We start from the raw sequence: 12,845 nt of genomic DNA, 5'->3' as shown, positions 1-12,845 counted from the left end.
CAATAAACATAGAAGTAAACAATGCTCAATAACAAATATTTTCATCTTATTCAGTTAAGATGTGAGCATTATGAAGACTTTTAAACCAGTATATTGCCTATTTTTAATCCTCTTTAACCTACTAATTTTCGGTAGTGATCTCGATATTAGTATGCTTCCTGACAAGAGTGTCCAACCTGGAGAGGTGGCGATTCAGGTTCTGCCCGTTAAATCTCCAATAGATACTACTTATAAGATCTCCATTGAAAGCAACCAACAGTGGCGTGCCGAAGGCCCAGATAGTATTGAGCTAATTGCAGGTGATCTGACTTACCTAACGTTCTATACCTATACACCTAGCTTTGTTGATGCTGGAACAATTCATGAGTTAAAGATTACCTTCACCAATATTGAAACTCAGGAGAAGATTGAAAATAGCATAAGCTTTGTAGTGGCCAAGAAGCGTGACCTTGACTTCTTTGATGCTGATCAAAACATTGAAACAAATAAGAAAAACCACACACTTAACTTAAAAGTTAAAAATACAGGTAATGCAAGCGAAGTTTATAATTTTTCAATTAGAAACCTAACGCCAGAAGTAAGTGTAAGTGTTAATAGCTCACCTATTACAATTGCAGCTAACGAAGTAAAGCTTCTTCCAGTTAGAGTTAATTTTAAAAATAGTACTTCGACATATGCAGCGTTTGAAGTTAATGCCAAAGTTGGTGGAATCACAAAATTTCAAAAGAAGTTTCAGGTTAAATTTGTTAGCTCTGCAAATAATCAAGACCGTCAAGGGAATTACCTTGATACAACACTTACCATCACAAATGATTATATGAGTGTCGAAGGTAGAGACTCCAACCTTAGTTCTGTTGTTTTGAACTCAAATGGCGCACTATCAGACTACGTTTCTTTATCAAGCTACGTACAGGCCAATATGGTTAACGGACAAGCACAGGATGCACGAGGAACGTTCCACTTTGATGGTGACAGCTGGCGCTTTAGTGCTGGTAATAACGTCGATCTTGATGTTGATACAAATGTTGGTAACGAGGCCCGTGATGGTGTCGCATATACAAGAGATATTCTTCCAAATTTAAAAGTTGGAACTCTTGTGGGTGTAGATGAGAATGATGAATTTAACACTGCTGCCATGATACAATATGATCCCAAACCAGGGCAGCGTACATTTGTTGTCGTTAATCAAAATTCAGATTCAGGTGAAACATCGGGTTCAATTGGATATCGTGGAAATTTCAACATAAATGATAAACTCTCCTTTGCACCATCCCTAACAGTTTCAGATGACCCTCAACGTGGAGTCATTCAAGACTATCGTACAGCAGTTCGATATATGGTGAGAAAGAATCTTCCTATCGCTATTTCATCTGGATATCGCAAGGATCGTTTTCAAGAAGTTATTTACAACAATGCATCTCTTTCTTACGACTTTGATGGAGTACTGATTGAGCTTAGTCGAAATGACGAATTAGATCGAGATACTTTTGCAACAAATGAACAAAATAGAGAACATCGTAGCTCAAATCAAGTAAGAGTTAGTTTTCCAATGGGTGGCGGTCTTTCTACAAGTGTTAATTATCAAGATCACACTAGCTCAAGTGTAAAAGAACAGAGAAAGTTCATTACCTTTGCTTACCAAAATAAACAATTATATGCGGCAATGAGGGCCGGTGTTGCCAGCAAGAATTATACAGACAGTAATCTACAAGATTATACGAATGAACCATTTATATCAGTAGACTTAAGCTATAAAGCACCAAAATTTACGATAAGATCACACGTTGAATACGAATCATATGGTGATGATTCATATCGTACCCGAACAGACATTGGAATCGATTACAATATCGACAATAATTACTTTAATGGTAATGCCTATGTAAGAATTGGTCATAACGAAGGCCAAAGAAGAGATTATGTTACTCAAACGCAAACAGATCTGGATTATATTGAAGCTGGAATCCGTGCTGGAACTGATAGTAACTATACTTTTGAAGTCTACACAAGAGCTGAAGATAATCATCAATATGATGATATTGACTATCAAATTGGAATACGTTTTCAATATCGCTTCGGTGCAAAAACACCACGAAAGGTTGAAGACACTTTCGGAGGAAAAAGAACTGGTAGTATTGCCGGTAGAATATGTATAGACAGTAATCTAAATGGTACTTGCGAAGACTTTGAGAAAGGAGTTCAAGGCTTAAGTATATACAGTGTTACAGGAAGCGCAACGACAGACAAAGACGGTAAGTATATTATTAATGAGCTTAAGCCAGATATTGACCATATCTCCCTCATTGAAAGACAGGTTACGGCCAACTCACTTGAGTCATCTGAATACTACAAAGGAACAAAGGTTATAAAGAATCAAACAGTCTACGTCGACTTTGCTCTTAAAGAGATATCTACAATTAACACATTTTCTTACAATGATATTAATAAGAATGGGCGTTATGATAAAGATTTCGATACTCTTATAGGAGATATCACATATCAATTAATAGGTGAAAATAATGAGATCATTCCTATAAGTGGTAAGTCTTTAAATACAATTAATTATTCACGTCTTAGTAATGGCCAATACAAATTATTAGCAATATCAAAATCACCAATCTATAAAGAAACTCAAAAGGAAGTTATAGTTAATCTTCCAAAAGACAATATGCAAACTGTTGCATTTGGCTTTGAAATCATTGATTTGAATACGCTCCCAATCCAGGATCTAATCATTACAGAGTTCGACAACAGCATTATTAGTGCACCTAACTTTAGAGCGCTTCTAACACTCGATTCGACAGAGACTGAATATAATATACTTTCTAATATTTCGGTAAAACTTGATGGTTATCAAGTTGATATTGAAATAGAAGAATTATATTCGGGACTATGGGATATCAACCTAGAGCTTAAAAACCTTATTTCACTGATAAGTAAAAATAATGAGATCACGATTGAAATTGAATTAGAAAACGAAATCGGTAACAAATTACATATTAAAAGGGCAAGAAGCCTCTACTACAACAACTAGAAGAATAAAATAATGAACTATTTTTTAACACTTATACTACTTTGCGCACACCTAACGACTTCAGCTTGTTTAGTCTTACAAAAAGACGACAATGGTAAGAGATCACACCCTGCGATCAAACACTATCTTGAAGATGGAGATAAAAAGCGTGAGATCGTTGTTAAAAATGTAACCGAAGAAAATTGTCACTATACAATAATTAAGACAGAACTCATCCAATCCAGAGATGGAAGCTATAGCTACCTACCATCTAGAGAGGGACAAGAAGTAAAATACTCATTGTCTCCTTTCATGTCATTATTAGATGAAAAAGGAAATGAAAGCTTTGCCATAGAACAGAGCTTGGGACCGGGACAAACAAGGCACTACGGACTACAAGTCAATATTCCTAAAGAACAAAGTGTAGGAAGCTTTCAGGCCGGATACAAAATTGATTATATGAACGGTTCAACGTCTTTTATCGTAGGAGAAATTTATTATTCGACGAAACAGACCCAAGTATCACCGCAATTAAAATTTTTAAAATTTGATAAAAACAAGAAGAAACTTCTATATGCAGTTGCAAACAAAGGTAATGCCTATACTTTCTTCACAATGAATTTGATCTACACCGACCCAATGACTGGTTTTGAATCACGCGGAGTCCTGGATAATGATAAACTGTACCTCTTCAAAGCAAATATTAGAAATTATCTCCTTCCAGGTGGTAAGACAATTCTTTCACAAATCAGTTTAGATTCACATATAAGAAATTTAAAAGAACAATTTAAACAGCAATTTCCAGATCAGGACTTCCCTAGGGTTTTAAACCTTACGGCCATTCCTCTTTATGGCATAGACTACAACGATTGGCAAAACCACAAAAACCTTCCATTAGGATTAAAGTCCGTAATGATACACACAAATTAATTTTTTAAGGAGAAGACATGAAATTAATTAAATTTTTAACTCTTGCTTCAGCACTTAGCTTTAGCACTTTTGCAGCAGATTCTACAGCGAATGGATCAATCACACTTTCAGGTATTTTTTCACCAAAAGTAAGCACTGTTTCAATCGCATTAGTTGACTGTGGTGCAGATGTAACACTTAACGACTGTGAAGCGACACTTTCATCAACAAGCTTTGGCTCACACTCTCAAGATGCTTCACTTAGCCTTGGTACATTCAATGGTGAATCAAACACTCGTTTTGTGAAGTTTGAAATCAAATCAAAAATGCTACTTTTCAAAGGCGACACACTAAAGATCTCAAAGTCATTAGTCACAACTTCGAATGATGTAACAGTTGCACTTGAAAAAATGATCTTCGTATCAGCAGGTTCAAGCCTATTTGGTCAACAAACACTTGGAGACACAAGTTCTAACCTATCAAATGGTTCAATCATGGTAGATACAAAGAAAAGTATTACGGCCGTTGCAGTAGACGTATATGACTCAGGAGCAGAGAACCCTGGTGTGGAAAATGCAAAAGTTCTTTCTGCACTTCGCGATGATACGGCACTGACAGTAAGAGGTATTATCTCTCTTGAAGCTGGTGATGAAGCAAGTTCTGATAATTTCTCAGCAAAAATCAATGTTGCTCTTACAGGTATTGATGGTAATTAATGATTAAAACAATAGCTCTCACATTCACACTTCTTATAGCAGTTAGTATACAAGGGAGCTGTAATATGGGAGGCTCTTTTAAATGTGAGAGCTATTCAGATAATGGCCTTGATGGACTATACCTCAATCCCTGGCAAGTCTATGAAGGCCGCTACTCTTGTGTTTCGTGGAGCACACGTAATTATATATTAGATATTGAAGATACAAGTGTACCAGCAGGAGTGACACTTGAGATTAGCTTTAAAACTAATCAAAGTGGCGAACTTAGTATAAAAGGCATCACATCAAATGGTGTAAGACATGTTCAAAGAGTTAGAAACCAAGTAGTCTATGATGCTGTTGATGGTAATCGATGGTATTGGCAAACGTATCGTCATACCTTTTCAGGTAATTCTACAACATTAAAACAAATAAGAATAAAGATCCCATTCTTTACTAGTATCGATGACTTCGAATGGATCATAAGTAACGGTTCAGGAGATCCTGCAAACAGTCGCTATTTACAATTGAAGAACCAATCTAATTTCAACTATTCTATGACTGAAGAGGATCTCTATAATCCCGAATCAAAGAATTGGAATATCGAGCTTGAGGGTGTTTTTGGTGCAAACGATGAAGCGCTAGTAAAGCTAGCACCACGTAGTATTAACCCTATTTACTACCCAACATGTGATACTATTCTAGACTCAGTGGTTGCCGTTGCACCAACAGAAAGCGGTGGAGATTCATTCACTATAGAATGTGAGAATAACCCAACTCCTTTAAATTCTCGTTTGGCCTATCTTAAAATAAAGAATAACACAGCAAAAAGTTATTGTTCTGCAATCAATTTCACAATTGAGTCACTCTTTGAGCTAACGATATCAGATGATATCGAATCATCTAGCTATACTGAAATATTCGATATTATTACAGAGTTTAAGTAAGAAATAATTTCAAAGAAGAACAGCTTCTCTTGCATTTTCATAAGTAAGATGGGATTTAATAAGCCAATTTAATAACATAAATAAAAGTGAGGAATATATGAAAAAAGTACTTTTATCTCTAGTATGTCTACTAACAGTAAGCGCCCAAGCTGGTATATCGATTGGACTACCTCCGGGAATGAGTATGCCTGACTATGATTCAATCGAACAATCACAACGAGTATTTGTAGAAACAGTTGAAGAACTTATGGCAAGTGATGAAGTTAAGGCAATCGTTGAGACGGTTGAAGATGATTATCTAGCAGCATGTATCGCTCTTCCACAAAAAGCATCAGCAACTTTATTTAATGTTTACCTACGTTATGAATGTGAAGGTGCTACAGATGTTAAGCTTGTGATCGCAGCAAAAATGAAAAAAGGTGTTGTGAAAGTTAAAAACTATAAAGTTAAATTCTAAAATATACATAAGAAGGTCAGCTAAGCTGGCCTTTTTATTTGCCCTTTTTAGTATATTAATGTAATTAATACGAAAATTCACGCAAGGGAGCTACACCATAATGTGGCTGAGAAGAACGGATTAGGCCGTCAAACCTTTTAAACTTGATCCAGGTAATGCTGGCGTAAGGAGAATCTGATGAAAATACTAATATTAGTATTTATTTCCCAACTAACATTTGCTCAAACAACATCGGCCAATAGTCACGATGCTATTTATATTTATGGTCTCTTTGAAAAGAAAGAATATTATAGCGACGCCAATAGTACATCGATAAAGACGGCCAAAGAATTTTCACAAGAACAATCCACTGATTTAAGTGAACTATTTAAGTCCATTCCTAACCTTAATATGGCAAGTGGAAGCTCACGTTCAAACTTCTTTCAAATCAGAGGAATTGGCGAAAGATCGGCATACGAAGGAATATCAAACTACTCAGTAGGACTGATGGTTGATGAAATTGACTACACTGGTGTTTCAGGAACAACAAATCTAGAGGGTATAAAGCAATTAGAAGTATATAAAGGACCTCAGGCTACACGTTTTGGGCCAAGTGCAATGGCAGGAATGATTCATCTAAAGTCTCAAGACCCGACGCAGGAATCAAAATTTAAAACGTATCTTTCATATGAGTCATTTAATACATGGGAAGAGAGTATTAGCTACTCAGGTATGCTTAATCATTCGACAGGGTTGACACTAAGTCTATCAAAGAGAGACAGTGATGGCTTCATGGAAAATGAATACCTCAAACGTAACGACACAAATGGCCAAGATGAATTAAATATTCGTGCAAGTCTAGCTAAAGACTTTATCGATTCAACACTTACATTTGGACTTCACTATTTTGATAAAGCAAATGGATATGACGCTTTTGTACAAGATAATAGCTTCACAACTCGTTCAGACAAACCAGGTAAGGATAAGAGTGAAACCCTTGGACAATACCTAAAGTTGGAAAAAGACCTAAATGCCAACTTAACAAGTACGACGATTATAACACACTTTAAAAATAATTCTTATTATAGCTATGATGAAGACTGGGGTAATAACCCTTACTGGAATACTATTCCCGGATGGAATACAGACTACGACTATAATATTGAATTCCCAAGAAAGCGCGAAGACTTTACTCTTGATCAGCGTTTCTCATCAAAAAGAAGTACTATCGGTGTTTATCTAAAGTTCTCAAATGAAGATTTCAAAGAAATTGGATATGAAGATTCAGCGGTAAGAAAAAGTATAGATGGAGAAGTCGACACTAAGCTAGTATCAGTCTATGCCGAGCAGACAAAAGAAATAAGTGAAAGTATTGATATCAATTACGGTGGTCGTATTGAATATCGTAATGTCGAATTTGAAGCGCAAGAAAGTGGAACAGAAACAAACCTATCACCAGAAGACTTAATGTATGGCCTAAATATTACACTATCTAAGAAAGGTCTACTTGGAGATCTCGCCTACCTAAAACTATCTAAGGGTTATAAACCTGGAGGAATAAATACACAATCAGCAGTACCTGATACACGTAAAGAATTTAAACCTGAGGATCTTTACTCATTTGAGTTTGGTCAAAAATATCATTTAAAGGAAAAAGGGATCTCGCTAAGTAGTTCTCTATTTTTCATGTATCGTAACAATGCACAAGTTAAAACATCATTTCAAGATGACCCAATGGACCCAAGCTCATTTACATTCTATACAGATAATGCGGCAAGTGGTTTTAACTATGGAACAGAGATTGAAGCAAGCCTTACAAAGACCTATGGCCTAAGCGTAACTTCGGGAATAGGCCTTCTTGGGACAAGGTATGGTGACTATAATATAGGAACAAGAGATCTCGATGGCAGACAGATGCCTCATGCGCCAAATTATCAAGTGAACCTCAACTTAAATTACAAGTACAAGAACGGTATGTATTGGGATATTAATTTCTATGCGTCTGATGTTTTTTACTTTTCAAACTCACACGACTTAAAGTCAACGGCCTATCAATTAGTCGATACGAAAGTTGGCTATCGTTATAAATCTTTAGACATCTCAATTTGGTGCAAGAATGTTTTTGATGAAACTTACTCACTTCGTGGCTACTACTTCGCCAATATGCCTCCAACATGGCAAGACGAGCTCTACACACAAAAAGAAGCTCCACGTAGCTATGGTATTAGTGCAAGCTATGAGTTTTAGAGATAGTCTTTGTTAATGTCATAAGCATTAAAAATATGATCGTCTGGAGTATGACGATAGAGTTTAAGCTTATTTCTCTCTCGATGTTGTGAAATATATTCTTCGTAGCAATCATTAGCTTCTAAAACTTGACTCGTGAATATACCCTGTTGGTCAAAAGCGAAGCGCTCGGCACGATATGCGTGTTGGGTGCGGTTTCTTTCCTTTAATTCATAGATTTCATACATCTTAGAAGTTTCATATGAAGTAAGCTCTTTCATTGGTTCTCTATCCAGACCAAATAATCGCTGAAAGTCCTTAAACGTATTATAATAGATCATATCAACTTCATACTCTTGAGGAATTAGATCATCTAGTGCATGTGTTGCCTCATGGACAAAGAAGTGCGCAACAAGGCCTAGCTCATCTTCAAAACCTAAAAAGATCGTTGGAGTTTCCATTGTGAAATCATATAGTGCTGAGGTTCTTTGAGATAGTCCTCGGCGCTGCCTTTCATATTGCGAAAGGTTTCTAATCTTAAGTTCGCCTCTTTCTAAAAGAGCTTTGATCTTATTGATAACTTCCTTTCCCTTGTTCGTCGACGATACTAATGCGAATAGTTCATCTAATTGGTAATTTGTTTTATTTAAGTCGAAATTTTGGTCTCCACGACTGATGCTACACTTTGCAACTTCAACCTTTTGGTTTTGAGAACGATGACGATATGTAGGATTATGATCGATATCAGGGCCAAATCCCCCCATGCCACCTAAGCCTCCAAACGAAGCAAAGAGATTCAAATTGATAAGTATTAATGCAAAGTATTTACCCATAATATTCTTCCTTTGTGCACAGATTAACATCTAAAAAGCACAGAGTGTCATATTTTGAATATACTTCAATAATGACTATTACTTATACATATTTCGGATACTTAGCTTAAATAAATAGGCCTAAAACTAGACGATTTATGATGATTTGACTAAAACTATAGAATAATAATTTAACGTAAGAGAGATTTATGGGAAGAAAATCAGCAAAAATTGCGGCAAAAAAAGGCGCAGCGGACAAGGCCCGTGGACAGGTATTCACGAGAGCACTAAAAGATGTATTCTTAGCTTCAAAAAGCGGAAGTGGCGATCCAGAAACAAACTTTCTTCTAAAAGTTGCAATTGATCGTTGTAAGAAGTTTAACGTTCCAAAAGACAATATCGACCGTGCAATCAAAAAAGGCCAAGGTGGAGACGGTGTCGGTTATACAGATATTAATTATGAAGGCTACGGCCCTGGTGGCGTTGCTGTATTCGTAGAAGCATCAACGGATAATAATACTAGAACAGTAGCAAGTGTAAGAAGTTATTTCAATAAAGTTCAAGGATCACTTGGGCAAACTGGATCACTAGAATTCGTTTTCAAAAGAGAAGCAAATTTCTTAGTTAACGAAGAAAATGTATCTGACCACGATGAATTTGAACTTGAAGTAATCGATGCTGGAGCAGAAGATATTACACTTGAAGATGGTGTATTTGAGATTATTGCACCAGTAGAGTCATTTGGAGATATCCAAAAGAAACTTCAAGAAATTGGAATCACACCTGAAGAAGCTAGGCTTGAGAGAGTTCCACTTAATCACAAAGCAATTGATGATGAAGATACATTAAAGCAATTTGAAAGATTGATTGACCTACTTGAAGAAGATGATGATGTTGTAACTGTTTATCACAATCTAGAAGAGAGTGAGGAATAGATGAAGTATTTAATTATTGCATTCATTGCACTAATGGCCAACGCTGGCGACTTTAAGGTTGAAAAAGATCTTGCAAAGAACTTATTTCTTTCCCTCGAATCAACTGTAACACCTGATTGTATTGGGAAAAAGTGTGTTATCGAGCTTGATCAAATTCTATGTACGGACATATCTAAAAGAACGAAGTGTAGAGTTGGTGCATACTCAAATGGTGATATTCTTCTCAAAACAGTAAAAGGAAGTGATGCCCAAGATATTTTTGATGCCTTAAATGATATCAATGAAGCAACTTGTTCATCGGATGGAAAAACTTGTGGAACTCACTTCTACAATGTAACTTGTGAAGAAAAATCAAGATTAGTTTTTAAATTTTATAAATGTCATTTAAGTGACCTTAGAAAGTAGAATATAGAAAGGGATCCATAGGATCCCTTTCTTATCTTAACCAAGCTTACTCATATCAATGACAAAGCGGTAACGAACATCACTATTTAAAACCCTTTCATAAGCTTCATTTACCTGTTTAGGCTCAATCATCTCTATCTCAGGAGTGATATTATGCTTGCCGCAGAAGTCTAGCATTTCTTGAGTTTCTTTTAGTCCACCAATAACAGAACCAGCATAACTCCTTCTCTTCATTATAAGCGCAAAAGGATGAATGGTAAGAGGTTCCTCAGGAACACCAACTGAAACGAGTGTTCCATCAAGCTTTAGTAAGTTAAAGTAATTCCCCATATCGAGCTTATTACTAGAAACAGTATTTATAATGAGGTCAAATTTTTCAGCATTTTCTTCGAAGACCTTTTCATCTCCAGTATAGAGAAAATTGTGAGCACCAAGTTTAACTGCGTCCTCTTCTTTACTCTTCGTATGGCTAAGCACTGTAACATCAGCTCCCTTAGCGGCCGCGATTTTGACCCCCATATGGCCAAGGCCACCAAGGCCCATAATGGCAACTTTCTTCCCAGGCCCCGCCTTCCAATGGGTTAAAGGGGAATATAGAGTAATTCCTGCACACATTAGTGGGCCGGCCTTTTCTAAATCAATATTATCTGGAATTTTTAAGACGAAATCCTGATCAACGACAATTACATCAGAGTAGCCCCCTTGTGTATAACCTGTGCCATCTTCAATTTCTGATCCATAAGTTTGGGTCGAACCCTGTTCACAATATTGTTCAAGATGATTTTCACATGGTGAACATTTTCGACAAGAATCAACAAGACAGCCTACTCCAACACGATCACCTACTTTATATTTTTTTACATTCGCACCAACTTCACGAACAACACCAGCAATCTCATGACCTGGAACTAGAGGAAAAGGAGTTCCTAAACCCCACTCATCCCTGGCCATATGAATATCAGAGTGGCAAATTCCACAAAACTTAATATCGATGACAATATCATTGGCATTAGGACTTCTTCTTTCAAAATTATATGGCTCAAGCTTGGCCTTAGGACTTTTGGCAGCGATTCCTTTTGATTTAATCATAAATTTCTCCTTATTTAATATGGAGGCATTTTACTAGGTAAGTACAACCTAGAGATTTATGATTTTCTTAATTTTTAATCTTAAAAAGCCTAGAATCTAATTCCGGCCGCGATATAGAAATTATAACTACTTTCATGTGATTATACATTCGCTTGTAAGAGCGCCCGAGGTTTCGCTCATCATCTTCATTAAATTGATGAATACTCCAAGTATCACTGGCCTAAGCAATACCAGAGAGATTAATTGTAGCGCCATTATCAGAGACATTTACATAGAGCTTCTTTAGTCTCTAATATTCTAATAACTTCTTTGGCCGCAAGGTCTGCCTGACTATCATCAAGGCTTTTCAATATCTCTAAATTATCACGATATTCCTTGGCCGTTGAAAATAGATTATCAAGAGACTTTAATTCCTCTTGAGATAGGTCATATTCTTTGGAGCGATTGTATGCAATTTCAATTTCATTGAACTTTAAGACGGCCTAAGAAAAACAATCATATAAATAATAGTTTAAGAATTAAGTGCTAAAAATAAATCACACAAATTAGAAATATCAAAAATTGATAATTGAATGTAATTTTTGTTAGTAATGCATGAGCATTAATTATTGATTTTTTACCGACTTACTAAAGTTTTTAGCTTTTCGATAATGCACTATTTTAGAAGTATCAAAACCACGAAAGTCATCATTCAGAGCGTGTTTATTCGTATTAGTTTCAATCATTGCATGATCATCCTTCTCAATATAGAACTCACATCGTTCTGATTGAGGTTCAAAAGAAAACCAGCGATCATCAATCTTAATTTGATTGTAAGCATGTTTTTTTGTGATTGCAGTGGCCACTCTAACTTCAATACCCAACTCATCACCTAAGTACTCTGCAAGATCAGAGAACTCAGTACAGACACCTTTAGCATTATTGAAAATATCATCTGTATTGATAAATTTAGAAAAGTTTGCTGAATACTCCAGATAATTACTTGTCACACATTTAACAAGACAAGCTTTCTGACAAGAGGACAGACCTTTGTCGGCACTTTTAATTGATTTTAGAACTTTAGATTTAAGTTTTTTACCTTTTTCACGCTCAATTCTTCTAGGAGAATCTTCCCAAGTCATCGCCTCTTCAACAAGAATATCAGCATAAGCGATGGCATCGATAAGTGGACCTTCAACAAAGTTAAAAAAAGTCGAAAAAGCAGACTCAACGGAATCAAGATTGTATTGTTGATCAAAAGCGAGGCTACATTTCTTATTTGACCAGTCGATACTCTCGATACATGAATTTTGGACACGCTTTAGAGCAGCTTCATTTGCGCTAGTATTAGAAATACTAAATAAACAAAAATAGAATAGAATAAATATGTGTCTCACAA

The 12,845-nt window shown here is 36.0% G+C and carries 11 protein-coding genes and 1 riboswitch; of the genes, 8 read left to right on the top strand and 3 right to left on the bottom strand.

The features are described 5' to 3' along the window. Positions 1-70 precede the first annotated feature (70 nt). From M902_RS06280 to M902_RS06255, 6 genes are all read left to right on the top strand, one after another. Positions 71-3,034: a hypothetical protein gene (locus M902_RS06280; protein WP_021266758.1), complete on the top strand. Its 2,964-nt coding sequence runs from the start codon at positions 71-73 to the stop codon at positions 3,032-3,034. A 12-nt stretch (positions 3,035-3,046) separates the two neighbouring features. Further along, positions 3,047-3,943 carry a hypothetical protein gene (locus M902_RS06275; protein ID WP_021266700.1) on the top strand — a complete coding sequence of 299 codons (897 nt, stop codon included), beginning with the start codon at positions 3,047-3,049 and terminating at the stop codon, positions 3,941-3,943. A 17-nt stretch (positions 3,944-3,960) separates the two neighbouring features. Continuing rightward, on the top strand, positions 3,961-4,638 hold the full coding sequence (locus M902_RS06270) for a hypothetical protein (RefSeq protein WP_021266908.1): 678 nt from the start codon (positions 3,961-3,963) through the stop codon (positions 4,636-4,638). A gap of 65 nt (positions 4,639-4,703) precedes the next feature. Continuing rightward, a complete protein-coding gene (locus M902_RS06265; protein WP_021266844.1) occupies positions 4,704-5,564 on the top strand; it encodes a hypothetical protein in 861 nt (286 codons plus the stop codon). Between the two features lie 97 nt (positions 5,565-5,661). Beyond that, the gene (locus tag M902_RS06260; protein ID WP_021267067.1) at positions 5,662-6,021 is read left to right on the top strand and encodes a hypothetical protein; all 360 of its coding nucleotides are present in this window, start codon (positions 5,662-5,664) and stop codon (positions 6,019-6,021) included. Between the two features lie 73 nt (positions 6,022-6,094). Beyond that, positions 6,095-6,208: riboswitch (TPP riboswitch) on the top strand. Further along, positions 6,199-8,247 (top strand): TonB-dependent receptor, encoded by a 2,049-nt coding sequence (locus M902_RS06255; protein ID WP_021267028.1) that lies wholly within the window; start codon positions 6,199-6,201, stop codon positions 8,245-8,247. (Overlaps the previous riboswitch by 10 nt.) Here M902_RS06255 and M902_RS06250 read toward each other — a convergent pair. After that, on the bottom strand, positions 8,244-9,059 hold the full coding sequence (locus M902_RS06250; protein WP_021267116.1) for a hypothetical protein: 816 nt from the start codon (positions 9,057-9,059) through the stop codon (positions 8,244-8,246). The two genes, M902_RS06255 and M902_RS06250, sit on opposite strands and share 4 nt — an antisense overlap. 188 nt (positions 9,060-9,247) lie before the next feature. Here M902_RS06250 and M902_RS06245 point away from each other — a divergent pair, with 188 nt between their 5' ends. Both M902_RS06245 and M902_RS06240 read left to right on the top strand, forming a co-directional pair. Further along, positions 9,248-9,973 (top strand): YebC/PmpR family DNA-binding transcriptional regulator, encoded by a 726-nt coding sequence (locus tag M902_RS06245; RefSeq protein ID WP_021266654.1) that lies wholly within the window; start codon positions 9,248-9,250, stop codon positions 9,971-9,973. Further along, positions 9,974-10,378: a hypothetical protein gene (locus M902_RS06240; protein ID WP_021266648.1), complete on the top strand. Its 405-nt coding sequence runs from the start codon at positions 9,974-9,976 to the stop codon at positions 10,376-10,378. A 36-nt stretch (positions 10,379-10,414) separates the two neighbouring features. Here the strand turns inward: M902_RS06240 and M902_RS06235 are convergent, their stop codons facing one another. Beyond that, positions 10,415-11,467, bottom strand: a complete 1,053-nt coding sequence (locus M902_RS06235; RefSeq protein ID WP_021266810.1) for an NAD(P)-dependent alcohol dehydrogenase — start codon at positions 11,465-11,467, stop codon at positions 10,415-10,417. A gap of 605 nt (positions 11,468-12,072) precedes the next feature. Next, positions 12,073-12,843, bottom strand: coding sequence for a transglutaminase domain-containing protein (locus M902_RS06230; RefSeq protein WP_021266753.1), 771 nt, complete (start codon positions 12,841-12,843; stop codon positions 12,073-12,075). Positions 12,844-12,845: the final 2 nt, after the last annotated feature.

This window comes from Bacteriovorax sp. BAL6_X (assembly GCF_000443995.1).
GTDB lineage: Bacteria > Bdellovibrionota > Bacteriovoracia > Bacteriovoracales > Bacteriovoracaceae > Halobacteriovorax_A.
The sequence above is the reverse complement of the archived record's forward strand: the minus strand, read 5'-3'. Positions and strand labels throughout refer to the sequence as shown.